At 64.4% G+C, this 25806-nt stretch carries 27 protein-coding genes and 1 tRNA gene; 22 read left to right on the top strand and 6 right to left on the bottom strand.

What is annotated here, in order from left to right; all coding sequences use genetic code 11:
• The first annotated feature begins 84 nt into the window (after nt 1–84).
• The 7 genes from rpoD to ribD all read left to right on the top strand — a co-directional run bounded on the left by rpoD (nt 85) and on the right by ribD (nt 5395).
• Nucleotides 85–2100, top strand: coding sequence for an RNA polymerase sigma factor RpoD (rpoD, locus tag AC2TZ7_RS17625; protein ID WP_489865198.1), 2016 nt, complete (start codon nt 85–87; stop codon nt 2098–2100).
• Nucleotides 2101–2150: 50 nt separating this feature from the next.
• Nucleotides 2151–2474 carry a hypothetical protein gene (locus tag AC2TZ7_RS17620; protein WP_489865197.1) on the top strand — a complete coding sequence of 108 codons (324 nt, stop codon included), beginning with the start codon at nt 2151–2153 and terminating at the stop codon, nt 2472–2474.
• A gap of 26 nt (nt 2475–2500) precedes the next feature.
• Nucleotides 2501–2869 carry a hypothetical protein gene (locus AC2TZ7_RS17615; RefSeq protein WP_489865196.1) on the top strand — a complete coding sequence of 123 codons (369 nt, stop codon included), beginning with the start codon at nt 2501–2503 and terminating at the stop codon, nt 2867–2869.
• Between the two features lie 79 nt (nt 2870–2948).
• Nucleotides 2949–3266, top strand: a complete 318-nt coding sequence (locus AC2TZ7_RS17610; RefSeq protein ID WP_098411754.1) for a hypothetical protein — start codon at nt 2949–2951, stop codon at nt 3264–3266.
• The gene (locus AC2TZ7_RS17605; RefSeq protein WP_489865195.1) at nt 3266–3682 is read left to right on the top strand and encodes a secondary thiamine-phosphate synthase enzyme YjbQ; all 417 of its coding nucleotides are present in this window, start codon (nt 3266–3268) and stop codon (nt 3680–3682) included. The genes AC2TZ7_RS17610 and AC2TZ7_RS17605 overlap by 1 nt, the downstream gene beginning before the upstream one ends.
• A gap of 142 nt (nt 3683–3824) precedes the next feature.
• Nucleotides 3825–4295, top strand: a complete 471-nt coding sequence (gene nrdR, locus AC2TZ7_RS17600) for a transcriptional regulator NrdR (RefSeq protein WP_075774214.1) — start codon at nt 3825–3827, stop codon at nt 4293–4295.
• Complete coding sequence (gene ribD, locus AC2TZ7_RS17595) at nt 4292–5395, top strand: bifunctional diaminohydroxyphosphoribosylaminopyrimidine deaminase/5-amino-6-(5-phosphoribosylamino)uracil reductase RibD (RefSeq protein ID WP_489865194.1); 1104 nt, start codon at nt 4292–4294, stop codon at nt 5393–5395. Before nrdR ends, ribD begins: the two co-directional genes overlap by 4 nt.
• On the opposite strand, the gene AC2TZ7_RS17590 is transcribed toward ribD, so the two are convergent.
• From AC2TZ7_RS17590 to AC2TZ7_RS17580, 3 genes are all read right to left on the bottom strand, one after another.
• Nucleotides 5365–7380 carry a capsule polysaccharide biogenesis protein gene (locus AC2TZ7_RS17590; protein WP_489865193.1) on the bottom strand — a complete coding sequence of 672 codons (2016 nt, stop codon included), beginning with the start codon at nt 7378–7380 and terminating at the stop codon, nt 5365–5367. The genes ribD and AC2TZ7_RS17590 overlap by 31 nt on opposite strands.
• Entirely contained in the window at nt 7380–8510 is a 1131-nt protein-coding gene (locus AC2TZ7_RS17585) for a polysaccharide biosynthesis/export family protein (RefSeq protein WP_489865192.1), read from the bottom strand. The genes AC2TZ7_RS17590 and AC2TZ7_RS17585 overlap by 1 nt, the downstream gene beginning before the upstream one ends.
• A 79-nt stretch (nt 8511–8589) precedes the next feature.
• The gene (locus tag AC2TZ7_RS17580) at nt 8590–9876 is read right to left on the bottom strand and encodes a capsule polysaccharide biogenesis protein (RefSeq protein WP_489865191.1); all 1287 of its coding nucleotides are present in this window, start codon (nt 9874–9876) and stop codon (nt 8590–8592) included.
• 208 nt (nt 9877–10084) lie between these two features.
• Between AC2TZ7_RS17580 and AC2TZ7_RS17575 the strand changes: the two genes are divergently transcribed.
• From AC2TZ7_RS17575 to AC2TZ7_RS17545, 7 genes are all read left to right on the top strand, one after another.
• Entirely contained in the window at nt 10085–10708 is a 624-nt protein-coding gene (locus tag AC2TZ7_RS17575; RefSeq protein ID WP_489865190.1) for a riboflavin synthase, read from the top strand.
• Entirely contained in the window at nt 10705–11862 is a 1158-nt protein-coding gene (ribB, locus tag AC2TZ7_RS17570; RefSeq protein ID WP_098411747.1) for a 3,4-dihydroxy-2-butanone-4-phosphate synthase, read from the top strand. The genes AC2TZ7_RS17575 and ribB overlap by 4 nt, the downstream gene beginning before the upstream one ends.
• Nucleotides 11863–11865: 3 nt before the next feature.
• Nucleotides 11866–12411 (top strand): 6,7-dimethyl-8-ribityllumazine synthase, encoded by a 546-nt coding sequence (locus AC2TZ7_RS17565; protein WP_489865189.1) that lies wholly within the window; start codon nt 11866–11868, stop codon nt 12409–12411.
• A complete protein-coding gene (nusB, locus tag AC2TZ7_RS17560) occupies nt 12408–12926 on the top strand; it encodes a transcription antitermination factor NusB (protein WP_098411745.1) in 519 nt (172 codons plus the stop codon). Before AC2TZ7_RS17565 ends, nusB begins: the two co-directional genes overlap by 4 nt.
• 122 nt (nt 12927–13048) lie before the next feature.
• Complete coding sequence (locus AC2TZ7_RS17555; RefSeq protein ID WP_078541924.1) at nt 13049–13393, top strand: hypothetical protein; 345 nt, start codon at nt 13049–13051, stop codon at nt 13391–13393.
• 389 nt (nt 13394–13782) lie between these two features.
• On the top strand, nt 13783–14139 hold the full coding sequence (locus AC2TZ7_RS17550) for a hypothetical protein (RefSeq protein ID WP_489865188.1): 357 nt from the start codon (nt 13783–13785) through the stop codon (nt 14137–14139).
• 82 nt (nt 14140–14221) lie between these two features.
• Nucleotides 14222–14680, top strand: coding sequence for an MmcB family DNA repair protein (locus AC2TZ7_RS17545; RefSeq protein WP_489865187.1), 459 nt, complete (start codon nt 14222–14224; stop codon nt 14678–14680).
• A 3-nt stretch (nt 14681–14683) separates the two neighbouring features.
• Here the strand turns inward: AC2TZ7_RS17545 and AC2TZ7_RS17540 are convergent, their stop codons facing one another.
• On the bottom strand, nt 14684–14893 hold the full coding sequence (locus tag AC2TZ7_RS17540) for a DUF6324 family protein (RefSeq protein ID WP_489865186.1): 210 nt from the start codon (nt 14891–14893) through the stop codon (nt 14684–14686).
• A 130-nt stretch (nt 14894–15023) separates the two neighbouring features.
• Between AC2TZ7_RS17540 and AC2TZ7_RS17535 the strand changes: the two genes are divergently transcribed.
• The 4 genes from AC2TZ7_RS17535 to AC2TZ7_RS17520 all read left to right on the top strand — a co-directional run bounded on the left by AC2TZ7_RS17535 (nt 15024) and on the right by AC2TZ7_RS17520 (nt 19709).
• Nucleotides 15024–15100: transfer RNA gene (locus tag AC2TZ7_RS17535), tRNA-His, on the top strand.
• 101 nt (nt 15101–15201) lie between these two features.
• On the top strand, nt 15202–15765 hold the full coding sequence (locus AC2TZ7_RS17530) for a PAS domain-containing protein (RefSeq protein WP_489865185.1): 564 nt from the start codon (nt 15202–15204) through the stop codon (nt 15763–15765).
• A 166-nt stretch (nt 15766–15931) separates the two neighbouring features.
• Nucleotides 15932–19345, top strand: a complete 3414-nt coding sequence (locus AC2TZ7_RS17525; RefSeq protein ID WP_489865184.1) for a CheR family methyltransferase — start codon at nt 15932–15934, stop codon at nt 19343–19345.
• A complete protein-coding gene (locus AC2TZ7_RS17520) occupies nt 19320–19709 on the top strand; it encodes a response regulator (RefSeq protein WP_489865183.1) in 390 nt (129 codons plus the stop codon). The genes AC2TZ7_RS17525 and AC2TZ7_RS17520 overlap by 26 nt, the downstream gene beginning before the upstream one ends.
• On the opposite strand, the gene AC2TZ7_RS17515 is transcribed toward AC2TZ7_RS17520, so the two are convergent.
• The gene (locus tag AC2TZ7_RS17515; protein ID WP_489865182.1) at nt 19693–20589 is read right to left on the bottom strand and encodes a LysR substrate-binding domain-containing protein; all 897 of its coding nucleotides are present in this window, start codon (nt 20587–20589) and stop codon (nt 19693–19695) included. The genes AC2TZ7_RS17520 and AC2TZ7_RS17515 overlap by 17 nt on opposite strands.
• 116 nt (nt 20590–20705) lie before the next feature.
• Here AC2TZ7_RS17515 and AC2TZ7_RS17510 point away from each other — a divergent pair, with 116 nt between their 5' ends.
• The 4 genes from AC2TZ7_RS17510 (at nt 20706) to AC2TZ7_RS17495 (ending at nt 25232) form a co-directional block, all read left to right on the top strand.
• Entirely contained in the window at nt 20706–21770 is a 1065-nt protein-coding gene (locus AC2TZ7_RS17510) for a YeiH family protein (RefSeq protein ID WP_489865181.1), read from the top strand.
• Nucleotides 21771–21920: 150 nt separating this feature from the next.
• Entirely contained in the window at nt 21921–22400 is a 480-nt protein-coding gene (locus AC2TZ7_RS17505; protein WP_489865180.1) for a MarR family winged helix-turn-helix transcriptional regulator, read from the top strand.
• Entirely contained in the window at nt 22397–24187 is a 1791-nt protein-coding gene (locus AC2TZ7_RS17500; protein WP_489865179.1) for an efflux MFS transporter permease, read from the top strand. Before AC2TZ7_RS17505 ends, AC2TZ7_RS17500 begins: the two co-directional genes overlap by 4 nt.
• A 4-nt stretch (nt 24188–24191) precedes the next feature.
• Nucleotides 24192–25232 carry an HlyD family secretion protein gene (locus tag AC2TZ7_RS17495; RefSeq protein ID WP_489865178.1) on the top strand — a complete coding sequence of 347 codons (1041 nt, stop codon included), beginning with the start codon at nt 24192–24194 and terminating at the stop codon, nt 25230–25232.
• On the opposite strand, the gene AC2TZ7_RS17490 is transcribed toward AC2TZ7_RS17495, so the two are convergent.
• On the bottom strand, nt 25207–25542 hold the full coding sequence (locus AC2TZ7_RS17490; RefSeq protein ID WP_489865177.1) for a hypothetical protein: 336 nt from the start codon (nt 25540–25542) through the stop codon (nt 25207–25209). The genes AC2TZ7_RS17495 and AC2TZ7_RS17490 overlap by 26 nt on opposite strands.
• Between the last annotated feature and the right edge of the window lie 264 nt (nt 25543–25806).

Below are 25806 nucleotides of genomic sequence, written 5' to 3'. Positions count from 1 at the left end.
GCCGCTGCGATTCGATACACAGACGAGATATGATTCGCTTTCGTCATAGCTTGAGCCCAACCAAGCCCTGACCGAGGAGCCCACATGGCCGCCAAAGACATCGACGACAATAAATCCGACACCCCGAGCGACGACGCGACGTCCTTCGACATGAGTCAGGCCGCCGTGAAGCGGATGATCGCCGAGGCGAAGGAGCGCGGGTTCATCACCTATGACCAGCTCAACAAGGTGATGCCGCAAGATCAGGTCTCCGGGGACCAGATCGAGGATGTCATGTCGATGCTCTCCGAAATGGGCATCAACGTCATCGAAGCCGAAGAGGCCGATGAGGAAGAAAGCAGCAGTCAGGGCGGCGAAGTCGCGACGACGGCTTCGGGGTCGCGCGAAGTCGCGGTCTCGACCACCAGCTCGGAAACGCTCGATCGTACCGATGACCCGGTGCGGATGTATCTGCGCGAGATGGGCTCGGTCGAGCTGCTGTCGCGCGAGGGCGAAATCGCCATCGCCAAGCGGATCGAGGCTGGCCGCAACACGATGATCGCCGGGCTCTGCGAGAGCCCGCTGACCTTCCAGGCCATCACGATCTGGCGCGACGAACTTCTCAACGAAGAAATTCTGCTGCGCGACGTGATCGACCTCGAGACCACCTTCGGCAACTCGCTCGAAGGGGTCGAGGGCGAAGAAGAGGAAATCGCACCGTCCACCGTCGGAGCCGAGGCGACGACCGAGGGCAGCAAGAAATCCGAAGAGAGCGGAAAATCGGAGCCCGAGCTCGACGCGGACGGCAACCCGATCCAATCCGACGATGACGACGAGGACGAAGGCGCGAACCTTTCGCTCGCCGCGATGGAAGCCGCGCTGAAACCGCGTGTTCTCGAAACGCTCGAACTGATCGCGCGCGACTATGCCCAGCTTGCCGAAATGCAGGACCTGCGGATGTCGGCGACGCTGAACGAGGATGGCTCCTTCTCGGTCACCGAGGAAGCCGCTTATCAGAAGCTGCGCTCCGAGATCGTCGAACTGGTGAACTCGCTTCACCTGCACAACAACCGGATCGAAGCGCTGATCGACCAGCTCTACGGTATCAACCGCAAGATCATGTCGATCGACAGCGGCATGGTGAAGCTCGCAGATCAGGCGCGCATCAACCGCCGTGAGTTCATCGAAGAATATCGCGGCTACGAACTGGACCCCAGCTGGTCCGAGCGGATGCAGGCGAAGTCGGGCCGCGCTTGGCAGTCCCTGTTCGAGCGCTCCGCCGACAAGGTCGAGGACCTGCGCGCGGAGATGGCTCAGGTCGGTCAGTATGTCGGCGTCGACATTTCCGAATTCCGCCGCATCGTGCAGCAGGTTCAGAAGGGCGAGAAAGAAGCCCGTCAGGCCAAGAAAGAGATGGTCGAGGCGAACCTGCGTCTCGTGATCTCGATCGCGAAGAAATACACCAACCGCGGCCTGCAATTCCTCGATCTCATTCAGGAAGGCAATATAGGCCTCATGAAGGCCGTGGATAAGTTCGAATATCGCCGCGGCTACAAGTTCTCGACCTATGCGACGTGGTGGATCCGTCAGGCGATCACCCGCTCGATCGCGGATCAGGCGCGCACCATCCGTATCCCGGTCCACATGATCGAGACGATCAACAAGCTGGTCCGCACCGGTCGCCAGATGCTCCACGAGATCGGCCGCGAGCCGACGCCCGAGGAACTGGCCGACAAGCTGCAGATGCCGCTCGAGAAGGTCCGCAAGGTGATGAAGATCGCCAAGGAGCCGATCTCGCTCGAGACGCCGATCGGCGACGAGGAAGACAGCCAGCTTGGCGATTTCATCGAGGACAAGAACGCCGTTCTGCCGCTCGACTCCGCCATTCAGGAGAACCTGAAGGAGACGACGACGCGGGTTCTGGCTTCGCTCACCCCGCGCGAGGAGCGGGTTCTGCGGATGCGCTTCGGCATCGGCATGAACACCGACCACACGCTGGAAGAGGTGGGGCAGCAGTTCTCGGTCACCCGCGAACGTATCCGTCAGATCGAGGCGAAGGCGCTGCGCAAGCTCAAGCACCCGAGCCGGTCGCGCAAGATGCGTTCGTTCCTCGACCAGTAAACTTGCGAAGTAAAAGAATCGGCGCATAATTCCCTTATTTGGAGGGGATTATGACGTTTAGTTATCGCGAAACTCAGATTGTAAAAGGCATGCTCGAAAGAGGCGATAAGCAGCATGATATCGCGTCTTACTTCGGCGTAAACGGCGGTCGAGTCGCGGAGGTCTCGACTGGAAGATGTGATTATCCTAATGCGCCAGCTGCTCCGACAGAAAAGCTGCCTCCTCCCGGCCCATACGTGGGTGCAAAGACTGTCTTTGAGGTTCGAGAGATTCTTGATGAAGCGATTGAGCTTTTAGAGGGAGCAGGTTCCAATAGCTCTGAAACTCAAGTCGCTTTGGATGCGCTTCGTGAAGCTCACAAAAAATTAGCGTGAAGCACGCGGGAGGCTGGGGAGGAATGATGAAAGCAAAGTTTTTCACGACAGCTGTGATTTTGCTGGTTGCTGGGGCCGCCAGCGCCGCCGAGCGCGCGCAATTCTACATTCCCGACAAGCCCGCGAAGCTGGTCTATCTCTTCACCTGCGAAGGGGAGAGCCAGGAGGCGATCGCCAAGAATTGGGAGAAGGCCAAGGCCGTCTTCGCCAGCGATCATCAGGCCGAGGCCGCGCGTCTGGAAGCGAAAACCACGGCGCAGCGCGAGTCCGGCCATGCCCCGAGCCAAGAGGCGATCGATGCGCATAACGTCGAATTCAATGCGCATAAAGCCGCGGTCGAAGCCGATCTTGCGCCGCTGGGCTGCAAGATGAACGGTCTCGTGCATGTGCCCTGAGCCGGACGGGGCAGGGGATCGTCACTTTCGCCCTGCCCAAGCTCTTGCTAACCTTCGTAAAACTTCGACGGAGCCGCCCATGACCCGCCTTCTTCTGCTCGCCCCTCTCATTCTCGCCGCCTGTCAGGTCGGCACGATGCAATCGGGCACACCGCGCATGGATCAGGCGGGCACCTGTTTCCTCTATGTGCAGGAAGAGGCTGGGGGCACCTATTCGGTGATCTCCGGGGTCGGCGATGGCACACCCGCGCCCAAGGCCATGGTCAAGCGCGGGCTAAGCGGCGCGCAGGCCGATGCAGTTTGGGCGAAAGAGCGCAAGATCATGGATATCAATCCCGAATGCCTCGCGATCGTCGCGACGGATCGGTCCGAGGCGCGTCCCGCGCCGAAAAGCTGATGCATCGCCGGTTCGAGATCGCGACATCTGGCCCCGGTCTTTACGAATTCACGCGCGACGTGGCGGCTTGGGTCACGGGCGCCGATGCGGAGGAGGCGTTGCTCACGCTGTTCATCCGCCACACCTCGGCGAGCCTCGCGATCCAGGAGAATGCCGACCCGGAAGTGCGCAGCGATCTGACCGCGTTCTTCCATCGGCTCGTGCCGCCCACGACCGATCCCAGCATGTCCTACCTGACCCATACCTATGAGGGGCCGGACGATATGCCGGCCCATATCAAATCGGCGCTTCTGCCGGTCAGCTTGCAGATTCCTGTCATTTCGGGGCGTATGGCGCTCGGAACGTGGCAAGGAATTTACCTTTTCGAACATCGCAGCCGGGCGCATCGCCGCGAGGTCATGGCGCTCCTGCGCTGAGTCTCATTCGCCACAGGCAACCGCCACATCTGGGGTCGAAAGATTTTTCCTACCCAAACCATCGACGCTAGGCTAAGGTCTTGTGGATAAGAGGGGCATGCAGACCCTATCGTGAGGCGGGACAACGAACGGGGGAAAGCGAATGCGCTGCCCATTTTGCGGAAATGTCGATACTCAGGTGAAAGATAGCCGTCCGGCGGAAGATCACGTCGCGATCCGGCGACGTCGGTTTTGCCCGGCCTGCGGCGGTCGTTTCACCACTTACGAACGCGTCCAGCTGCGCGACCTCGTGGTGATCAAGACCTCCGGCAAGCGTGAGGATTTCGATCGCGACAAGCTCGAACGCTCGATCCGGATCGCGATGCAGAAACGCCCGGTCGAACCCGAGCGGATCGATCAGATGATCTCCGGCATCGTGCGGCGTCTGGAAAGCATGGGCGAGACCGACATCTCCTCGAAGGTGATCGGGGAGATCGTGATGGAGACGCTCGCGCGGATCGACACGGTCGGCTACGTCCGGTTCGCCAGCGTTTACAAGAACTTCCAGGAAGCGGACGACTTCGACAAGTTCGTCTCCGAATTGCGTCCGCCGGGGGCGGGCGACCCCGAGTGACCGGAGAAGACCGGCGGTTCATGTCGGTGGCCCTGACGCTTGCGCGCCGGGGCCTTGGCAATGTCTGGCCGAACCCGGCCGTCGGCTGCGTGATCGTGAATGAGGGCCGCGTCGTCGGGCGCGGCTGGACCCAGCCGGGCGGGCGGCCCCATGCAGAGGTGCGTGCGCTCGCGCAGGCGGGGAAGGCGGCGCGTGGCGCCACGGCCTATGTCACGCTCGAACCCTGCGCCCATTACGGCAAGACGCCGCCCTGCGCGATGGCGCTGCGCGAGGCCGGGGTGGCGCGGGTTGTCTCGGCGATGGAAGACCCCGATCCGCGGGTCTCGGGCGGCGGTCATGCGATGCTGCGCGAAGCCGGGATCGAGGTGGAGACCGGGCTTATGGAGGCGGAGGCGCGCGATCTGCAGGCCGGGTTCCTCAGCCGCGTGACCCGCGCGCGACCGTGGCTCGCGCTGAAGCTTGCGAGCAGTTTCGACGGGCGCATCGCGACCTCCACCGGTGAAAGCCAATGGATCACTGGCCCGCAGTCGCGCGCGCTGGTCCATGCGATGCGCGCCGAGTTCGACGCGGTGATGGTGGGCGGCGGGACAGCAAGAGCCGACGATCCGCTGCTGACCGTGCGCAGCTTCACGCCGCTGCGCCAGCCGCTGCGGATCGTGGCCTCGGCGCGGCTCGATTTGCCGCGCAAGCGGCTTGCCGGGTCGCTGGATGCCGCGCCGCTCTGGCTGATCCATGGGGCCGAGGCTCCCGATGAGGCGAAAGACTACTGGCGCGATGCGGGGGCGGAGCTGATCGAGGTGGCCGAGACAGTTGGCGGCGGTCTCGATCCGCTGGCGCTGATGGAGGCTCTGGCCGGGTTCGGCCTGACCCGCGTGTTCTGCGAAGGCGGCGGCAAGTTCGCGGCCTCTCTGATCAATGCGGGGCTGGTGGACGAACTGATCGGCTTCACGGCGGGCATGGTGCTGGGTGCGGATGGTCGCGCCGGGGTCGGCGATATGGGGCTGAGTGCGCTGGCCTCTGCGCCGCGCTACACGCTGGTCGAAAGCCGCCCCATCGGCGACGACCTGCTTCACCGCTGGCGGCGCCAGAGCCACGCGTAGGACGCGAACACGCCTTGCAGCTTCGCGCCGATCCGGTTGAGCGGGCCCCGGGGCAGGGTGCGGCCCTCGCTCAGGCGATCCAGCGTGACCTCGACCGGGCAGGGCAACCCGCTGACCGGGTCGAGATAGCGCGGATAGGCGATCAGTGCGGCATGGGTGAGCTGCAGCAGATCGGGACGCGCCGTCCTGCGCGCCGGAACGGGCCCGAGATCGCGCGTGAGCCCCCAGCCTGCATAGAAGGGCGCCCCGAGGGTCGTGACGGCCTTGCCGCGCAAGAGCGCCTCGAAACCGAGGCCGGAGGTCATCGTCCAGACCTCGTCCACCGCGTCGATCAGCGCAGCGGTGTTGGCCTCGGGCAAGATCAGATCGGCATATGCCTTCGCTACATCATCGGGTACGACGCCGGGACGCAGGCCCGCGACGACATCGGGGTGAGGTTTGAAAAGGATAACTGCATCGGGGTTTTCGGCCCGAGTTCTCTCCAGAAGCATCGCATTTGTGCAAGTCTCGCCCGCGCCGAGCCGGATCGAGGCATCGTCCTCGACCTGTCCGGGCACGAGGATCTTATGGCCTTGGGGCAGTTCGGGAAGCGCGCCGCCGAGATTGTATTTGGTCAGGCCTTCGGTCGTGATCCGTTGGATGAGCTTGCGCACCCGCGCCTCGCCGCCCGGCGGTAAGGACTGCGCGATTAGCGCCTCCAGATCGCTGGGCCGGGTCGGGTCGTAGAAGATGCCTGTGCGATCCGCGATCAGCGAGAGCGGCGGGACGAGTTCGGCGCCGAGACCCCGCGAGCGCAGAAACCCGTCTTCGACGCGGATATGGGCGCGGTCGTCGTCCGGGGCCGCGCGCGTGGCCCAGTAAAGAAATGGCCGCGTGGTGTCGGGTGTCTCGCTGAACCGCAGCGCCCCGTGACGTCCGAAGAACTTGCGCAGATGCGGGCGTTTCCACAGGGACATTCCGCCCGCGACATAGCCCTGCCGATCTTCACGATAGGCTCGGGTTTCGGCCTCGAGCTGATCCACCGCCTCTTCGAAGCTGCACAGGCGCTTGCGGCAGGGATCGAACCAGATCGGCGCGAGGATATGCGACACCGCGAAAATCTGCGCGCGCGTCAGGCTGCGCGATCTACGCGGGACGGGGTTTTCGTCCTGCGTGAGCCCCCAGCCCCCATAGAACGGTTGGCCGAAAACGCGCGGCTTGTGGCCTGCGAGGATCGCTTCGTAGCCCATGAGCGACGACACGGTATAGACCGCGATCGCGCCTTCGAGCAGCGTCCACGGCGAGACCGGCGCGTCGTAAATCTCGGCATTCGCGTCGCAGTCTTCCGGCCCGTAATGGCCGCCCCGCAGTCCGGTGCGGGTTTCGGGATGGGTCTTGATCAGGATGCGCGCGCCGGGGTTTTCGATCCGCGCATAGGCCAGCATTTCGCGGAACGTGGCCGCCGTCGCTCCGCCATGGGCGATCGAGGCATCGTCCCGCGTCTGGTCGATCACCAGAACATAGCCTGGGTCGGGGACGGGCAGGTCCGGGTCGAAATCGTTGTATTTCGAGAGCTCCGAGGCTTTCAGCCGGGCGATCCCGTCGCGGGCCCGCTGCAAGACGGCGCTATCGTCGAGCGGCTCGGTTGTAAGGAGATGTTCGAGCCGCGAGGGCTGGGCGCTGTCGAAATGCACGCCCATCGGGTCGAGGATCAAGCCCAAAGGCGGCGCGCCGGTCCGGCCCGGATGGATCGAGCGCAGAAACGCATCCTCCACCCGGATCAGCGGCACGTCGCGCTTGGCGGCCACCGCCTCGCCACGCGCCGCATAGGGCGAGCGGCCCCAGACCATCACACCATCGTCGGGGCCGGGAAGGCCGAGGCGCGGCGCGTGGCCCGCTGCTCGCAAAATCTCGCGCAGGAGTTTCTGGCGCAGCACGCCGCCATTGTAGAAAAAAAGCCGCCGGGGGATCGCCCCGGCGGCCTTGTGGTCTCTGTCGCGGGGCATCAGTTCCCGGCGAGCGTATTGAGCGTGTTCACCGTGCCCAGCGGCTGGGTCAGCGCCGAGAGCGTCTTCTGCCACTGCACGAAGGGCGCCTCGGTGACATAGACCGTGTCGCCGTCGCGGATCGCGAAATCGCGCGCCATGAACATGCCGTTGGGCTGGGTCAGGTCGAGCACGTAGATCATGCGCTGATCGCCGACCAGGTCGGTGCGACCAAGCACCTTCATCGCGATATCGGCCGGCTCGTTGCGCAGCACGAAGACGCCGGTCGGATCGGCGAGGTTCGACTGCAAGCCGCCCACCGTCGCGATGGCCTCCAGCGCCGAAAGCGTCTGGGTTTCGAAGGGCACGCGGGCCTGCTTGCCGGTCGCGCCGAGCGAGGTGAAGGCGCGCTGGTCCTTCTCGACGAGGATCACGTCGCCATTGCGCAGCGCGATGTCCATCTTGGGGTTCTCGTAGAGATCCTTGAGCCAGACCGAGCCCGACATGCCGCCGCGCGTCACAGTGATCTTGGCGACCTCGGGCGGGATCGACACGCCGCCCGCCTTGGCGATCATTGCCGAAAGCGTCCGGGTGGGCCGCTCGATCGGGTAGACGCCCTGACCGTTGATCGCGCCCATGACCGAAACCGTCGCCCCATCGCCTGCCACGCGGGTCACGAGAACCTGCGGGTCCGGCGTTTGCGCGTCGAGCTTGGTGGTGATGATGCGGCGCAGCCCGTCGGGCGTGTTGCCAGCGGCTTTGATGCGGCCCGCATAGGGAACGAAGATGAAGCCCGCGCCATCGACCTGCACCTCTTGCAGCTGGGTCGCGTTGGCGCCTTTGCTGGCGAGCAGCCCGTCATCGACGTTTTCCCAGATCGTCAGCGAAAGCGTGTCGCCCGGGCGGATCGTATCGGAGCCGATCTGGCCGGCATTGATGAAAATGGAGGTAAAACCGAGCGCCGGTTGCACGGCGGTTGCGCGGGTGACGAAGTCGTTCACCTTGACGACGAACGCATCGCCCTGGCGCATCACGGAGCCCGCGAAGAGTTCGCGCTTGTTGGGGCCAGAGCGCGGAAGACCACAAGATGCGGTCAAAAGCGTAGCGGAAAGGCCCGTCAAAACGGCCCTGCGGGAAGGGGTCATGGTCACTGCTCGAGCTCCTCGTTCGGGATGCTGCTTATCGTTTTGCGATCAAGCTACCGAAGCCTCGGGAAAAAAACGAGAAAAATTATCGCACCACCTGCAACTGTTGCCGTGGGGCCGCGTTGCCTGTGACCAGCGCATCATAGGGATCTTCGGCTGCCAGCATCATGTCGATCACCTGTCGCAGCAGGGCGCGGCGTCCGCGTGCGGAGTAGAAACCGCCCGGAACCTGGCTCGTTTCCAGAAGGTAGTGACGGTAGTCGCGATAGGCGCGGCTGTCGGGGCGGGCCGGGCTTGCGAAGAAGGCCTCGAGCGGTTGTGCGGAGGTGAATTCCGGCTTGTCGAAGATCGCACGGCCCAGAGACTTCAGCGGCAGCCCGCGCCAGAGCGCCTGCTGCGCGGCGGTCGAATTGACCGTGACGGCGGAGCGCGCCTGCGCCAGAAGTCCCGCCAGCTTGCCGCCGCGCACGAAATGCACGCGCGCCGCCAGACCATGCGCGCGGGCCGCTTGACGGATCGTCTCGCGGATCGGCGCGCGCCCGTCTTCGAGCGGATGGGCCTTGAAGACGAGGTGGTGATGGGGCGGGGCACCTCTCGCGAAATTCTCCATCACCAGATCGATGAACTCGGTCTGGCTCGCGAAGGGCGAATGCATCCGGAAGCTGGAATCGTGTTCGAGCTGCAGCAGCACGAGATGATAGGGGAAGCCGCCATGCCGGATGCGCCGCGTCGCGCGTCTGCGCTCCAGCATATGCAGCGGCATCAGCAGCAGGCGGCGCAGCCAGAGGCGGAATTCCTGAAACACCGTGATGTCGCGATGCGGGCGGAAGCGGCGATAGGGGCCGGGGCGGAGCATCACGAAGAAATGGTAGAGCGCGCCGTAGAACACGTGGTGGCGCATATCGCCCCAGCGGGGCGGGGCGTCGGGAAACTCGATCTCGGACTGGGCAAGCGCCGTGCGCATCTGCGCCACCGACATCTCCATCAGCCGGGAATGCCCGTTCGAGCCGCCGCGCTCGTAAGTGACCCAGTAGGGGCGGACGTAGCCTTCTTCGAAGACATGTACGCAGAGGCCCATCGCCTTCGCGACCTCGACAGCCTGCGCATGGATCGGGCGGGTGTCGCCATAGAGCACGAGATCGGTGATGCCTTTCTCGGCGATCAGGTCGCGCAGGTAATCGGCCCAGTCCTCTGGCGGGGCGTCGAAGCGCAGGTAGGAGGCGCGGTCGAACCAGAACACCTCGTCTCCGCGATTGAACCCCACGCGCCAGACCGTCGCCCCCGCCTGCCGCAGCATCGCGCCAAGCTGATGAAAGAAGGGGCCGTGGGGCCCCTGCAGCATCAGGAAGTGGCGATTTTCGAAACGGTTCATCCAGTCGTGGGTCCTTGGCCTGCCTCCGTGATTGCGCAGGACGCGCGCGAAGTCACGGAGTTTGTGGGGTAATCCCTTAAATATTGGACAATTTTAGGGCAGGCACTGTGCGGGGCCGCGCAACTCGTGACGGGACGGCGGGGCGCTCGTCTCTTGCGAAGGCGCGCCCTGCGGGCTAGCTAAGGTCCGAAATCTGAGGGGATATGCCATGTTCACCGGGATCGTGACCGATATCGGAGAAATTCTGGAGCTGGAGCAGCGCGGCGATCTGCGCGCGCGGATCGGCACAAGCTATGACGTGGGCAGCATCGAGCTGGGCGCGTCGATTGCCTGCGACGGTTGCTGCCTGACCGTGATCGCAACCGGCTCTGAGCCGAAAAACTGGTTCGACGTGGAAATCTCCGCCGAGAGCCAGGCCAAGACGAATATCGGCGGCCGCGGCAACGATGCCAGCGGCGGCTGGCAGGTGGGTAAGAAGATCAACCTCGAACGCGCGCTGAAAGTGGGCGACGAGCTGGGCGGTCACATCGTGTCGGGCCATGTCGATGGCGTGGCCGAGATCGTGGCTATGGTGGATGAGGGCGACAGCACGCGCTTCACCTTCCGCGCGCCCGAAGCGCTGGCGAAATACATCGCGCCCAAAGGCTCGGTCGCGCTGAACGGCACCTCGCTGACCGTGAACGAGGTCGAAGGCGCGACGTTCGGCGTCAACATCATCCCGCATACCAAGCAGGTCACCAACTGGGGCCATGCCAAGGCGGGCGACCGGATCAATCTCGAGATCGACACGCTCGCGCGCTATGTCGCGCGGCTGCAGGAGTGGAACACATGACCTCCGACGGAAAGACCCTGACCCCGGTCGACAAATCCGGCACCCATGATGTGCCCGGCGAGGTCGAGGAAAGCCTGCGCCACGTGATCTCGCCCGCCGAAGAGATCATCAAGGAGGCGCGCGAGGGCCGGATGGTGATCCTCGTCGATCACGAGGATCGCGAGAACGAGGGCGATCTGTATATTCCGGCCGAGAAATGCACCCCCGAGGCGGTGAACTTCATGGCGACATACGGGCGCGGGCTGATCTGCCTGCCGCTCACCTCAGATCGCGTCGACCAGCTGGGGCTTGCGCCGATGGTGCGCGCCAATTCGATGCGCCACGAGACCGCCTTCACCGTCTCGATCGAGGCGCGCGAGAACATCACCACCGGGATTTCCGCCCATGACCGGGCGCAGACGATCAAGGTGGCGATCGACCCGAGCAAGGGCCCGCAGGATATCGCCTCGCCCGGCCACATCTTCCCGCTGCGGGCGCGCGACGGCGGTGTGCTGGTGCGTGCGGGCCATACCGAAGCGGCCGTGGACGTGGCGCGCCTTGCGGGTCTCAAGCCCGCGGGCGTGATCTGCGAGATCATGGGCGATGACGGTCACATGCTGCGCCTGCCGGGGCTGATCGAGTTCGGCAAGAAACACGGGCTGAAGATCGGCACGATCTCTGACCTGATCGCCTACCGCCGCCGTCACGACAATCTCGTGCGCGAGGGCCTGCGCCAAATGGTCACGTCCAGCCATGGCGGCGAGTGGGAGATGCGTGTCTTCACGGACATGGCCGAGGGTGTCGATCACATCGTTCTGGTGAAGGGCGATATCTCGACGCCGGAGCCGGTTCTGGTGCGCACCCATTCGCTCAACATCCTCGACGACGTGCTGGGCATCGGTCCCGGTCCCGCCGACGAGGTGCGTCGCGCGATGGAGATCGTGGCTGCGGAAGGCCGCGGGCTCGTCTGCCTGTTCCGCGATCCTTCGAACCGCCTTCTGCGCGAAGAGGATCAGGGGCCGCGCACGATCAAGCAGATCGGTCTGGGCTCGCAGATCCTGTCCTCGATGGGGCTGCATGACATGATCCTTCTCACCGACAATCCGCAGACGAAATATGTGGGCCTCGACGCTTATGGCCTGCGCATCGTCGGCACACGCCCCATTACGGAGTAAGACATGGCCGGAACCTCGCATTACACGCTCGACCTGCCGAAATTCGACAGCGCGCCGCGGCTGCTGATCGTGGTCGCGCCCTATTACAAGGATATCGCGGACAACCTGATCGCGGGCGCGAAAGCCACGGCTGAAGAGGCGGGCGCCCATGTCGACGTGATCGAGGTGCCCGGCGCCTTGGAAATCCCGACCGCGATTGCGATGGCCGCGCGCATGGCCGATTACGACGGGTTCGTTGCCCTTGGCTGCGTGATCCGTGGCGAGACCACCCATTACGAGACCGTCTGCAACGACAGCTCGCGCGGGCTGACGCTGATGGGGCTCGAAGGGATTTGCATCGGCAACGGCATCCTGACGGTCGAAAATTACGAACAGGCGGCCGTGCGCGCCGACCCCGCCGATCAAAACAAAGGTGGCGGTGCGGCGGCTGCGGCCTTGCATCTCATCTCATTGTCGCGCAAATGGGCGCGCCGGACGAAGGGTATCGGGTTCAAGCCCGCCGAATCCTTCCGTATCGCCGGCGACACTGACGGATCGAACAACGCATGACCGACGACGCCTCCTCCGACGCGCCCCAAGACGCCCCGAAACCGCGCAAGCTCACCCAAGAGGAGAAGCGCCAGATGAAATCCGCCTCGCGTCTTTACGCGGTTCAGGCGCTGTTTCAGATGGAAGCGGCCGGGCAGGGCGCCGACAAGGTGCGCCGCGAGTTCGAGAATTTCCGCTTTGGCGCCGTGGATGAAGACGGGACCGAAATGGCCGAGGGCAATCTCGACCTGTTCCGCCGTCTGATCGACGATGCGGTGACCTGGCAGGCGAAGATCGACCAGGCGACCGACCGCGCGCTGGTGGCGAAATGGCCGATCGACCGGATCGACCCAGTGCTGCGCGCGCTGTTCCGCGCGGCCGGGGCCGAGCTGATCACCCCCGCTACGCCGCCGCGGGTCGTCATCACCGAGTTCGTCGATGTGGCCCGCGCCTTCTTCCCCGAAGGCAAGGAGCCGAAATTCGTCAACGCGGTGCTCGATCACATGGCGCGCGCGCTGCAGCCCGAGGCGTTCTGAGCGCGCTCACTCGCGACACCATGCCACGGGCAAACACCCGCTTATCTCGCATTTGCCACCCGTTTCCCTGTTTGAAACTTGGGAATATGCACTAGATTGTGAGGTAAGCAGGAGGATTTTTCATGCCCGAACTGGTCCGGCTCTACATCAAGAACGTCGTCATCGGCTTCTTCATCGCGCTCGCCTTCGTTGGCCTTCTTCTCGGCTTCAATGTCGGCAATCTGCGCCACCTGATTTTCACGTCGGATATCGGCTATATCGCGATGGCGCTGCTGGTCGTGTTCAACACGATCGTCTTCTCCGGTGTGCAATTCGCGATTGCGGTCATGCGCATGGCCGAGGATGACGACAGCTCCGGTGGCGGCAAACGCGACGGTATCCCCACCGATATGGCGGCAGAGCATCTGGCGATCCCGGTTCCGGTCGATACGCCCAAGTCGCGCCAGCAGATGCAGTTGCGCCGCTGACCGCCTTCGCTTCCCAAGACGACAAAAGCCCCGACCGATCCGGCGGGGCTTTTTGCTGTCTTGCGATGGGTGGAGTGACGGAAACCGCAGCAGACGTGTAGACGAGAGTTCCCGGAGACCTGAAAAGTCAGGTGGGCGCCAGATACCGAGGCCAGGACCCCGGCAGAGCCAGCTCCCTCAGGAATGGTATAGGCCACTGGAAAAGGGTCTTTCACAGAAAGAGCAGTAACCGTCAGCCCCCCAGATAGGGGTGAAACCGCGCTCCGGCAAGAGGGGGAGAGGGCGGGTTTTTCCGGGTGGCAAGGCTCTGCCGCTGCGACACCTTGGCGCTTGGGTTTGCCCTGCAAGGCTCTACCCTTGGCGGCAGGATTTCGCGGACAGGAGTTTTAATGAGCGATTTGAACGGGCCCGCCGCAGGCGGCGGGAGTGGCAGCACCGGAATCGGCGCGGTGCTGGAGCGGCTCTGGGCGGACAACACCTTGCGCACCGAGGTCGGCGCCGGGGCGCTGTTGCTGCCGGTGATGGTGGCAGGCCATGCGCGGATGATCGATTACCTGCTCTATCTGCTGCTGGCGCTGGCGCTGTTTGCGGGCGAGGCGTTCCGGGTCAGCGCTGCGGGGCTTCTTGGCCAGATCAAATCCGAGGGGCTGGCCGAGGCCGCGACGCTGCTGCGGGTGGCTGAGTTCGGCGTCTGGGTGCTGCGCGCGGCGCTGATCGTTCTGGTGCTCTCGGTGCTGGTCTTCTGATCCGACCTTTTTATCCGGCCGTCGTATCGGCGCGGCGGGCTGAGTCTGGACTTTTGTTCACACTTCGTTCATGTTTTTCCGCATGACGCAGATTCCGCTTTCCGAACTTCAGCCGGGGCAAGTGCTCGCGCGTGGCACGGCCCGCGCGCTGTCCGAGCTGGGGCTCGACAGTTTGCCGGAAATGGTGCTGCGCCCAAGGCTGCGCGCCGATCTTATGGCGATCGACCGGAAGGGCGAAATCTGGATCGTGGAGTGCAAGTCGAGCCGCGCCGATTTCACCTCGGATCGGAAATGGGACGGCTATCTGGAGTGGTGCGACCGCTATTTCTGGGCGGTGGACCAGGATTTCCCCACGGATCTTCTGCCCGAGGAAACGGGGCTGTTCATCGCGGATGGCTACGGGGCCGAGATGATCCGCGAGGCGCCGCTGTCCAAGCTTGCGCCGGCGCGGCGCAAAGCGCTGACGCTCGATTTCGCGCGCGCGTCGGCACGGCGGTTGCAGCGGCTGTGCGATCCGGGCGCGATTCCGCCCGGATTTTGAGGCTCAGCGCTTCTTGTCCTTGCCGCCCTTGCTCATTTCGCGCGCGGCTTCGGCGGCGGCCTGCAGTTCTTCGGCGATTTCCATCGCCTCGTCGGGATCGAAATCGAGCGGCAGCTCGACGCCTTCGCCCTCGACATAGATCCGCACCATCCCGAGCGAGGTCGGGCCGATTTGAAGATTCGCGGAGATGTCGCTTTCCTTGTCGATGCTCATCGAAAACTCCTGAGAGGTTGGATGGAAAATGCACCTAACCCCCGCGACGTGCGCAGGCAAGACTTGGTGCGAATTTCTCGTCATCGGACACTTGCATTTCGCGCGCGAGGGGTCTAAATCCCGCGCCAGTGCCGCCTTAGCTCAGTTGGTTAGAGCGCTGGATTGTGGATCCAGAGGTCCCCCGTTCAAGCCGGGGAGGCGGTACCATCCCCTCCCTTCAGATACGTCAATCGGTGGTATTTCGCCGCGCGCGCTGGACTTTTCCGTGCAATGATCAATCTTGTTTTCTTAAACGCAGCGGAGGCTTCATGCCTGTTTACACTGATTACGAGCTGCCGGAGACGCTGGTCAGCTATTGCGACAAGTCGAATGTTGCGTTGACCATTGCCGCGGCCGATCGTGAGGATGTGCCGCTTGTCTACGTGAATCAGGCGTTTCTCAATCTGACCGGCTATTCCGCTAATGAGGTGCTGGGGCAGAACTGCCGTTTCCTGCAGGCGGGTGCCGCGACCGAGGAAGAACGCGCTGCGATGCGGGAATTCATCGATGACGAGGACATTTCCGCCGGCCGTTTCCGCGTCACCAACAGCCGCGCGAATGGCGAGACCTTCCAGAATTTCGTCTTCATGACGCGTCTGCGCGACCCCAATGGAGAGACGCGCTTGTTTCTCGGGTCGCAGTTTGACCTGACCTCCGCGGCGGAACGTCAGAACGTGAAGGTCGATATCGCCGCGCATGACGAGAGCCTGCTGCGCAATGCCGACGATCTCGCCGCGATGTCGCGCGGATTCGGTCTCGCGATGATCGGCTCTGCCAAGGTGCTGTCGGAGAGCCTCTCCACAATGGCCACGATTATCTACCGCGAGGGCTAAGAATGGCTGCGGCCACGTTTATGTGTTCAGTACTATGTCAAATGTTATTGCGGGGCCCTGAGGCTAGTGACACCGATCTGCGGATGAAAAACGCAGAGATGCATAGAGAAGGGCGCGCTCGCCGCGCCCTTTTGGTCGCGCGCTGCGCGGATCGGCGGGCGACACGGTGAGCGCCCCCGAGGATCTATACGTTGTCGGCATCGGCGCCTCCGCTGGTGGGCTGGAAGCGCTTCGCGATCTGCTGGAGCCTGCGCGGGTGGACGACCCCAGTGCCTATGTCGTCGTTCAGCATCTCGATCCGAACCACGAGTCGCTTCTGGCGGAATTGCTCGGCCGGTCGACCTCGCTCGAAGTGCTTCAGGCCGAAGATGGCGCGAAGCTGGAGGCCGGGCATGTCTACACGATCCCGCCGGGCTACGGGCTGGAGGTCGAAAACGGGCGTCTGAAGCTTTCGGAATTCGCCCAGCCACGCGGTCTGCGCCGTCCGATCGACGACTTCTTCGTATCGCTGGGCCAGGACCTCGGGCGCCGCTCGGTCTGCGTCATCCTGTCGGGCACCGGCACGGATGGCTCTGTCGGGCTGCGGGCGGTGAAAGAACATGGCGGCTTCTGCATCGCGCAGGATGCCACGGCGCGTTACGATTCCATGCCGAATTCGGCTGTCGCGACCGGGATGGTCGACGTGGTCAGCGCGCCTTCCGACGTGATTGCGCGGATCACCGAGTTCCGCAATGTCGATCCGGATCAGGTGAACACTGCGCCGCCGGTTTCCGGAACGCTGGATGAGATCTGCGCGGCGCTGAACCGTCTGACGGGGCATGACTTTTCGCAATACAAGCGCTCGACCCTCGAGCGTCGGATCCAGCGCCGGATGCAGGTCGTGGGCATTCTGCACCCGCGCGAATATCTCGAACGTCTCGAACGCGAGGAAGACGAGCCTCTGGCGCTGTTGGGCGACCTTCTGATCAACGTCACCCGCTTCTTCCGGGACAGCGCGCATTTCGAGGCGCTGAACGAGACGGCGATCAAGCCGATGGTCGAGAAGGCCGAAGATGGCGGCGCGCTGCGCATCTGGGTGCCGGGCTGTTCGAGCGGCGAGGAAGCCTACACGCTGGCGATGCTCATCGACCGGGCGATCCATGCGAGCGGCAAGGAGATCGATTTCCAGATCTTCGCCACCGATATCGACGAGCGGATGCTCGCGATCGCGCGCGAGGGGCGCTATCCGGTCTCGGTCCTGCTCGATCTGCCAGAGGTGTATCGCGACTTCTATACGATTGGGCGCGAGGGCAATTTCCAGATCACCGCCGCGCTGCGCGACCGGGTGCGCTTCTCGCCGCATTCGCTGATCAAGGACCCGCCATTCTCGCGGCTCGACCTTGTGTCCTGCCGCAACCTGCTGATCTATTTCGGCGAGAAGTTGCAGGCACGGGCGCTGCCGATCTTCCACTATGCGCTCAATCCGGGCGGGGTGCTCTTCCTCGGTCCATCCGAGACGATCGGGCGGCATGAGGAGCTTTTCGATCCCATAGACGGCGCGATGCGCATCTTCCGCAGCATAGGGCCCCGGTCTCCTTATCCGACCGAACTGCCGATGCGCTCCGACCCTCATGCGCGCCTTGCGCCAATCCGACCTAAGACGACCGATAGAAGAACCAAAGACTGGAACACGACCTTGGCCAGTAATCGTATCCTCGATCTCTATGCGCCCGCGACGCTGAACGTCGATCGCGATGGGGCGATCCTCGCCGCGACAGGGCGCTTGGGCAAGTATCTTGAGATCGACCCGTCCGAGACCGGGCAGGGCTATGCGCAATCGCTCGCACGCGCGGGCCTGCGCGAGGCGCTCTCTGCGGTGATCCGCGAGTCGGCGGAGCTTGGCACGCGCAAGATCGTGCGCGACGTCGAGGTGATCTCGGAAACCGGGCGGCAGCATGTCGATGTGCTGGCCGATCCGCTCTCCGACGATACGCTGCTGATCGTCTTCCGCGACCGTGGCCCGTTCGAAGCGCTGGACGAATATGATTTCGACGAGATCGCGCCGTCGGAAAGCCATGTGCAGGTTCTGGAAGCCGAGTTGCGCGCGACCCGCAACCGACTGCGCACGACGGTCGAAGAGCTGGAGACCGCCAACGAAGAGCTGAAATCCTCGAACGAGGAAATGATGTCGATGAACGAGGAGTTGCAATCGACGAATGAAGAGCTCGCGACGGTCAATGACGAACTCAAGACCAAGGTCGAGGAGCTTTCGACCGCGAATGCCGATCTGCGCAACATCTTCGATTCCAAGCTGCATGCGCTGGTGACGGTTGATCGCAAGCTGCGCCTGCGCAACTTCACCGATGGCGCGAGCGAGATGATCCGGCTGCGCGGCAGTGACCGGGGGCGTCCGCTCGACGACATTCAGAACCTGCTCGACGCGCCCGAGGTGATGATCGAATTGATCGATGCGATCCTCGAGGGCGAGTTGCCGCGACCGCGCCGGGTCAAATCGAGCGAACTCAACAAGGTTTGGTCGCTCTCCGCGACGCCGTATTTGAATTCGCGCGGCGACGTGGAAGGTGCGACGCTTGTCTTCACCGACATCACCGAGGCGCTGCGCCTCGAGACCGAACTGACGCAGAAGGGCGAGCGGTTGCAACTCGCACTGGAAATCGCGCAGATCGGGATCTGGTCTATTATCGAGCCGAACGGAGAGGTCGAGGTCGACGAGGCCGTGGCGGCGTTCTTCGAACTCGAAGCGGCCGGCACCTATCCGATCGAGCGGTTCTTCGAACGCATCGCGGAACATGACCGTGCCCGTGTCGAACAGGCGGTGCGCGAGGCCCGCGAGGCTGGGTCCGAACTGGAAGTCGACTACGAGCTCGACCTTCCCTCCGGCACGAAGCGGCATCTGCGCGCGACCGGCCGGATGATGGGGGAAGGTAAGGGGCACCGCCTGCTGGGTCTCAGCGTCGATATCACCGCCGACGAAGAGGCGGCGCAGATGCGCGAGTTGATGCTGCGCGAGATGAACCACCGGGTGAAGAACCTGTTCTCCATCGTCTCGGGCATGCTGCGCATCGCAGGACGTACGGCAGCCAGCCCGCGCGAGCTGGTCGAAGATGTGGGGCAGAGGATCAACGCGCTTGCGCGCTCGCATGATCTGGCCCGCACCCGAACCTCTGGCGCGGCGATCCCGCTGCGCGAGGTTATCGAGACGACTCTGGCCCCTTATGACGACCCGTCGAATTTCCTGATCGACGGGCCGGAGGTCGATGTTCCGACTCATCACCTGACCGCGCTGGCACTTATTTTCCACGAATGGAGCACGAATGCCGCGAAATATGGGGTTTTGGGGCAACGGGAGGGTGATCTTGAGATCACATGGTCGAAGGAAAGCGACGACACCGTGATACTGTCGTGGAACGAGCGGTACCGTGAAGCGTTACAGCTCGACACGAACAAACAGGGCTTCGGCTCGACGTTGGTCGATATTTCCGCCAGCCAGATTTCGGCGCGGGTCGACACGCGTCAGACACCGGAAAGCCGTTGCAACAGGATTATCTTCGCGCATGAAATCGATGGCGACGCTGACTAAGAAAGCACCGAGCGAGGTGCTCCTTGTGGAAGATGAAGCCGTCGTCGCGCTTGATCTACAGTTCATGCTCGAGGATCTCGGGATGGAGGTCTGGGGCCCCTGCGCCACGGTGCGCGCGGGGCTGGATCTGGTCCGCGAGCGTCTGCCGGGCGCTGCGATCCTCGACGTGATGCTGGCCGACGGTGAGGTCTACGAACTGGCCGATCGGCTCCACGAGGCGGGCGTGCCGCTCCTGTTCCATTCCGGCCATGCCGAGGCTTCGCAGCTGCGCGAGCGGTATCCCGGCGCGGCGGTCTGCCCGAAACCCGCGCTTCCCTCGGAGATCGAGTCGAAGCTCGCGAAATGGTTCATTCCGTCTGAGTGATGTCGTCCAGCTGGGACTGATCGATCCGTGCCAGCAGGTCGCGCGTGGCGTGGCTGACATGGTGGTCGCGGTGACGCAGCGCATAGAAGGGCCGCGGCGCGAGATGCAAATCCCAGTCCCGGACCGTTCCAAGGCTAAGTGACCGCGCGACGACATGGGCCGAGAGAATGGTGATCCCGGCCCCTGCCTCGACCGCGCTCAGCACCGCCTCGTTTGAGGGCAGGACCAGCGCCTTCGAGAGCGCGTGCGGCGCGACGCCAAGATCGGCAAGGGCCGCTTCCGCGGTAGAGCGCGTGCCAGAGCCCGGTTCGCGCAGCACCCAGCTCGCCTTGCTCAGCGCGCGCGCATCCAGCTTGACGGGGGGCGGGGCGGCGCTGACCAGCATCAGCCGATCCGCCCCGATCTGGACCCGCTCCAGCTTCGCATCCTCGACATCACCCTCGACGAGCGCGAGATCGTGCAGGCCCGCGCGCAGACGCTCTGCCGCTTCCTGCGTGTTGCCGATCTCCAGCGTCACCTCGATCCCCGGGCGGGCTTGTCGGAAAGCGGCGAGGTAGGGCGGCAGCCAGTAGCCCGCGATGGTCTGGCTTGCGATCAGGCGGATATGCCCGCGTTCGAGGCCGCGGGTCTCGGCAAGCATCGCCTCGGCCTCGGCAAACCGTGCCAGCACCGCGCGCGCCTCGGGCAGAAAGGCACGACCTTCCTCGGTCAGCGAAATCCCCCGCCCGATCCGGTCGAACAGCTTGATCTCATGACGCGCTTCGAGTGCCGCAATGGCGGCGGAGGCCGTCGATTGCGTCATGTTCAGCCTGGCCGCGGCGCGGGTCATGTGCTGCTCTTCCGCCACCGCGACGAATACGCGGAGTTGTTCGGGGGTCATGCGTGTCTCCGGCTCGATTGATCGACAAAGTCGATTATATCGACAAAAACATTTCGTTTGAAGAATGAATTGGCACGGGCAAATACAGGACAAGACCAGACCTAGAGGAGGCCACCGTGCCGCACCATTCGACCCTTGCCTGCAGCCTTTCCCGCCCGCGGCTTGCGCTTCGCGCCTTCGCGCCGGGGCTTGCGCTAAGCGCCGCTGTCGGTGCGCTCGCAACCTTGGGGGGCGCGGCGGAGCGCGCGCTGTTCGGGGCGGAATGGCTGGAGCCGCTGGTGCTTGCGATCCTCATCGGTGCGGTGGTGCGCTCCCTCTGGACACCGCCTGCGCGCTTCGATGCCGGCATCCGTTTCGCGGCCAAGTCGGTGCTGGAGATCGCGATCGTCTTGCTTGGCGCTTCGGTGAGCGCTCAGACGCTTCTGTCGGTCGGGCCGGGCCTTTTGGGCGGCATCGTCGCGGTGGTCGCGCTGATGGTGCCCGCGGCCTACCTGCTGGGGCGGGCCCTGCGCCTGCCGGCCCGCATGGCGCTGCTGATCGCTTGCGGCAACGGCATCTGCGGCAATTCCGCCATCGCCGCCGTCGCCCCGGTGATCGACGCCGATAGCGACGATGTCAGTGCCGCCATCGCGTTCACCGCCGTGCTGGGCGTCGCGGTGGTTCTGCTGCTGCCGGTGGTCGGCCATGTGGCGGGGATGAGCGTGCATGGCTATGGCATCCTGTCGGGGATCACGGTCTACGCGGTGCCGCAGGTTCTGGCGGCCGCAGCGCCGATGGGGGCCGCGGCTATTCAGCTCGGCACGCTGGTGAAGCTGGTGCGCGTCCTGATGCTGGGGCCGATTACGGTGGTTCTGTCGCTTCTCGCGCCGCATCTGCCAGCGGACGGGCGCTCTGCCGCGCCGGAGGGGCGCGTGCGGCGCGGGCTGATGCCGCCGCTCTTCATTCTCGGGTTTCTCGGGATGATCGTGCTGCGCTCTGCCGGGGCGCTGCCGGAGGTTGCGCTTGCGCCGATGGGGCAGGGGGCGTCCATCCTGACGGTGATCGCGATGGCGGCGCTGGGGCTTGGCGTCGATGCGCGGGCGGTGGCGGCCGCCGGGCCGCGTGTGATCGCGACGGTGACGCTGTCGCTGGTCATGCTGGTGGGCGCAGGTCTCGGTCTTGTGACCTTGCTCGCCGCCTGAGCGCTCGCGCTGAATGCACGGCGCGATCCGGGGCCCTTCGCAATTTCGCACGGCCCCCTGTGCGGGCTGCCTCTGTTGATCCTCGCGACCCAGAAGATATGTGGGATGGGACAAAAACGTTAGCAGGCTAACTTTATTCCCGAGGCCCCCATGTCCGACCGAGCCGCCACTACATCCGCGCCCACCGAAGCCGCCCGCCGCGACCGTGCCGAGTTGACGCGCACGATGATGCTGACGGCGCGGTCGGTGCGCGCGATGTTCGATGCGCAGGCACGGGATATGGGCCTGACCTTCGCGCGTGCGCAGGCGATACTGGCGATCTCGCGCGACGAGGGTCTGAAGCAAACTCAACTGGCCGAGACACTGGCGATCGAAACGCCGACGCTGAACCGGACCCTCGACGGGCTGGAGAAGCTCGGTTTCGTGGAGCGCCGCGCCGATCCCGACGACAAACGCGTCCGCCAGATTTTCCTCACCGAACATGCCCGCGCAAATGCCTCCGAGATCGAGACCTTCGTCGAGGCGCTGCGCGCGAAGCTTTACGACGGTATCGACGCCGACGAGGTCGCCCGCGCCCGCAAGACGATGGAGCGGATGCAGGCCAATCTCGAAAGGATGCGCGGCCAATGAACTCCCAGATTCGCGACATCAACGGCCCGGACGCGCGTCCGACGGCCGCCGGACCGGTATCGCCGCGCGACCCGGCGCCGCGCGAGTGCGTGCGGCCCGCGGCGGCTCCGGTCAAAGAGGCTGAGGTCGCGCAAAACGCGGCCGCAGAGGCAGAGACCGCCGAGACCGAGGCCGCGCCCCAGCCCGCCGCGCCTGCGGAGCCTGACCATTCCACGCCCAAGCGGCTCGTCTATGCCAGCGCCGCCGTCTTCGTCGCGCTGTCGCAATCGCTGGCCACCGGCTTCGTCTCGGCCAATCTGCCGCAGCTTGCGGGCGATCTGCACGCCACCACGAACCACACCTATTGGGTCATGGCGGCCTTCATGGCGCCGCGCGCCTCGATGCCGCTGATGCTGATCCGCATCCGCGACCAGTTCGGCCTGCGCCGCTTCGCCGAGGTCGGGATCGTTTGCTTCGTGCTGGCGATGGTGCTCAACCTCTGGGTCGACGATCTGCATTCCGCGGTCATCGTGGCCTTCCTGAGCGGTTGCGCCGCGGCCCCGCTGTCGAGCTTGGGCTTTCTCTACATGCTCGAGGCCGTGCCCGCCGCGCAGCGCATGAAGATCGCGATTCCCGGCGTCTTGACGATGATCATGCTGGGCCGGCCTCTGGCGCGAGTGCTGCTGCCAGACCTCACCGCGAATGCCAGCTGGCACGCGGTGAGCCTGTTCCAGATGGGCATGGCGCTGGTGGCGCTCGCGCTGATCTTTGCGCTGCCCCTGACGCCACGCCCGCTGCAAAAGGTGCTCAAGCCGCTTGATTTCGTCTCCTTCACGCTGCTCGCGGTTGGTTTCGGCGCGTTCACCAGTGTCTTCATGTTCGGTGCGCTCGATTACTGGACGCAGGCCGAGTGGCTGGGCGCGGCGCTCGCGGCGGCGATCGTGATGGTCGCGGGCGCGGTGCTGATCGAGATGCAGCGGCCCAATCCGCTGATCGATTTTCACTGGCTGCTGAGCCCGCCGATCCTGCATCTGGCCGGCACGCTGCTGGTCTTCCGCATTTTGCTGGCCGAGCAGAACGCGGGCGCGGTCGGTTTCCTGCGCACGATGGGGCTGCAGCCCGGGCAAGAGCAGCTGCTGTTCGGGATCATCGCGTTGTCGATGCTGGCCGCGACGGGCGTGCTGATGCTGACCAATAGCGGGGCGCGTGCGCCGCTGTTCCACGGCATCGCGCTGGTTCTGATCGCGGCCGGGGCGTGGATAGATTCGCAATCGACTGCGCTCACCCGGCCCGAGCAGATGTATCTCAGCCAGGCGATGATCGGCTTCGCGGGGATCCTGTTCCTGCCGCCTGCGATGGCGAAAGGGTTGGGAGCCGCTTTCGCGAAGGGCCCGCATTACCTGCTGAGCTTCGTCGTGCTGTTTCTAGCCACGCAATCCATCGGTGGGGTCATCGGGTCGGGGCTGTTCCGCTCGCTGGTGGTCGACCGCACCGCCTTTCATATGGCGCAGCTTTCGCCGCAGATCTCGCCCGACAATCCGATGCTGAGCCAGACGCTCGCGCAGAGTGCCGCATCGCTTGGCAGCCAGACTGCGGATGCGGGCGCGCGCGCTGGCGCTGCGCTGTCCTCGGTTGCCGCCACGGTGCGGCAGCAGGCGGCCATCCTCGCCTATGACGACGCGTTCCGCGCGGTGTTCTGGCTCGCGCTGGCGGCTTTGGCCGGGCTGATCGCCCATGTCGCCCTGCGCCAAAGCTGGCCTCTCCCGCACCTGCGCCTCACGCCCTCCACCCCTGTTTCCACGAGTTGATCCGATGTCCCAGACCCGTCGCTATATCGCTTCTGCCCTGATCCTTCTCATCGCGCTCGCCGGTGTCGCGACCGTGCTCTACGCATGGCGCCTGCCGCCGTTCCGCTCTGACGTGGCCTGGACCGACAATGCCTATCTGCAGGGCAAGGTCACGCCGATCTCCGCGCAGGTCGCGGCTGAGGTCACGGCGGTCCCGGTCAGTGATTTCGAGGAGGTCAAGAAGGGCGATGTGCTGGTGCGTCTCGATGATCGCGCGCTGAAAGCGGCGGTGGAGCAGGCGCAGGCCGCGCTCGAGACGGCCAAGGCCGCGCAGTCGAATGGGGCACAGGCGGTGAATTCGGCGAAGGCGACGCTGGAGGCGAAACAGGCTTCGCTCGCCTCGGCGAAAGCGGCGCAGGCCACGGCGCAGACCGCGCGCGACCGGGCGTCGAAGCTGACGAAGAAAAGCTATGTCTCGCAATCGGATGCCGATCAGGCGCAGCTTACGCTCGATCAGGCGAAGGCAGGCGTGCAGGAAGCGCAAAGCGCGATCGACGTGGCCGAGCAAGCGGTTCAGACGGCGGAATTGAACAAACGCTCGCTCGCCGCGAAAACCGATGCAGCGCAGGCCGCGCTGGATGCGGCGCAGGTGGCGCTTGATCATGCGGTGATCCGTGCGCCCGAGGATGGGCGGCTGGGCCAAGTCTCGGCGCGAGTCGGCAAATTCGTCAGTGCCGGGAGTACGCTGGTCTCGCTCGTGCCCTCCGATCTCTGGTTGATCGCGAATTACAAGGAGACCCAGCTTGCGGGGCTGCAGATGGGCGAGCCAGTGACTTTCACCGTCGACGCGCTGGGCAAGACGCAATTCAAAGGCCATATCGAGCGCTTCTCGCCCGCGACGGCAGGGCAGTTCAGCCTGCTGTCGGGGTCGAATGCGACGGGCAATTTCACCAAGATCGCGCAGCGCGTGCCGGTACGGATCGCGATCGACCCCGATCAGCCGCAGGCCAAACGGCTTGCTCCGGGCCTGTCTGCCGAGGTCAGCGCCCCGCAACACGGATCGTGATCCACCGCCAGCTATGCGGAAAGCGCAGCGCGGCTATGTCGAATAAGCTGTTTCTGCGGCGCAGCATTTGTGCGAAAAAGATTTCAACGCAGCGAACACATCGTTGCAACAGTTCCTGAGGCTCTCTCCTCCTCCCTGAGCCTCGGAAATTGGCGGTGGCCTCTCTCCTCCTCCCTGAGGTCACCGCCTCCTCCTCCCCTTGGATGACCGACATGCGCCGCCAAACGGCGCCGTTTTCACGCGCTAAGACGCGTTGAGGTGATCCGATCGCCGCGCGGGCCGCGTTGCGATGGAGATAGGCGGCGATCATGTGCTCGCCCGAGGTCGACAGCGTATCGGCCCAGCCGTTGATCGGATCGGTGAAACCGCCCGTGATGAGCGCTCAATCGCCAAGGCCCTCACCGGGGCGGTGGGGCTGCTACTGATCGTCAAAGCAATCGCAAAGAATAAACTCCGACCTTGCTTCATGGAACAACGGCGGCTTGCTCGGGCTTGTCGTGATAGCCCATATTATCGGAGTGGCATCAAAGCCTGCGCTCATCGCCGCGCCCGCCGCCTTTCCCGTCACCGTTGG

The organism is Thioclava sp. ISO4, assembly GCF_058105145.1.
The sequence above is the reverse complement of the archived record's forward strand: the minus strand, read 5'-3'. Positions and strand labels throughout refer to the sequence as shown.

Coding starts and splice junctions, on each gene's coding strand:
- AC2TZ7_RS17530 (WP_489865185.1), top strand. CDS start 15,202: ATGCCTGTTTACACTGATTACGAGCTGCCGGAGACGCTGGTCAGCTAT.
- AC2TZ7_RS17590 (WP_489865193.1), bottom strand. CDS start 7,380: ATGCCCCGCGACAGAGACCACAAGGCCGCCGGGGCGATCCCCCGGCGG.
- AC2TZ7_RS17565 (WP_489865189.1), top strand. CDS start 11,866: ATGGCCGGAACCTCGCATTACACGCTCGACCTGCCGAAATTCGACAGC.
- nusB (WP_098411745.1), top strand. CDS start 12,408: ATGACCGACGACGCCTCCTCCGACGCGCCCCAAGACGCCCCGAAACCG.
- AC2TZ7_RS17550 (WP_489865188.1), top strand. CDS start 13,783: ATGAGCGATTTGAACGGGCCCGCCGCAGGCGGCGGGAGTGGCAGCACC.
- AC2TZ7_RS17555 (WP_078541924.1), top strand. CDS start 13,049: ATGCCCGAACTGGTCCGGCTCTACATCAAGAACGTCGTCATCGGCTTC.
- AC2TZ7_RS17495 (WP_489865178.1), top strand. CDS start 24,192: ATGTCCCAGACCCGTCGCTATATCGCTTCTGCCCTGATCCTTCTCATC.
- AC2TZ7_RS17575 (WP_489865190.1), top strand. CDS start 10,085: ATGTTCACCGGGATCGTGACCGATATCGGAGAAATTCTGGAGCTGGAG.
- AC2TZ7_RS17580 (WP_489865191.1), bottom strand. CDS start 9,876: ATGAACCGTTTCGAAAATCGCCACTTCCTGATGCTGCAGGGGCCCCAC.
- ribB (WP_098411747.1), top strand. CDS start 10,705: ATGACCTCCGACGGAAAGACCCTGACCCCGGTCGACAAATCCGGCACC.
- AC2TZ7_RS17490 (WP_489865177.1), bottom strand. CDS start 25,542: ATGATCGCCGCCTATCTCCATCGCAACGCGGCCCGCGCGGCGATCGGA.
- AC2TZ7_RS17605 (WP_489865195.1), top strand. CDS start 3,266: ATGCATCGCCGGTTCGAGATCGCGACATCTGGCCCCGGTCTTTACGAA.
- AC2TZ7_RS17545 (WP_489865187.1), top strand. CDS start 14,222: ATGACGCAGATTCCGCTTTCCGAACTTCAGCCGGGGCAAGTGCTCGCG.
- AC2TZ7_RS17500 (WP_489865179.1), top strand. CDS start 22,397: ATGAACTCCCAGATTCGCGACATCAACGGCCCGGACGCGCGTCCGACG.
- AC2TZ7_RS17540 (WP_489865186.1), bottom strand. CDS start 14,893: ATGAGCATCGACAAGGAAAGCGACATCTCCGCGAATCTTCAAATCGGC.
- nrdR (WP_075774214.1), top strand. CDS start 3,825: ATGCGCTGCCCATTTTGCGGAAATGTCGATACTCAGGTGAAAGATAGC.
- AC2TZ7_RS17610 (WP_098411754.1), top strand. CDS start 2,949: ATGACCCGCCTTCTTCTGCTCGCCCCTCTCATTCTCGCCGCCTGTCAG.
- AC2TZ7_RS17615 (WP_489865196.1), top strand. CDS start 2,501: ATGAAAGCAAAGTTTTTCACGACAGCTGTGATTTTGCTGGTTGCTGGG.
- AC2TZ7_RS17505 (WP_489865180.1), top strand. CDS start 21,921: ATGTCCGACCGAGCCGCCACTACATCCGCGCCCACCGAAGCCGCCCGC.
- AC2TZ7_RS17515 (WP_489865182.1), bottom strand. CDS start 20,589: ATGACCCCCGAACAACTCCGCGTATTCGTCGCGGTGGCGGAAGAGCAG.
- rpoD (WP_489865198.1), top strand. CDS start 85: ATGGCCGCCAAAGACATCGACGACAATAAATCCGACACCCCGAGCGAC.
- AC2TZ7_RS17620 (WP_489865197.1), top strand. CDS start 2,151: ATGACGTTTAGTTATCGCGAAACTCAGATTGTAAAAGGCATGCTCGAA.
- AC2TZ7_RS17520 (WP_489865183.1), top strand. CDS start 19,320: ATGAAATCGATGGCGACGCTGACTAAGAAAGCACCGAGCGAGGTGCTC.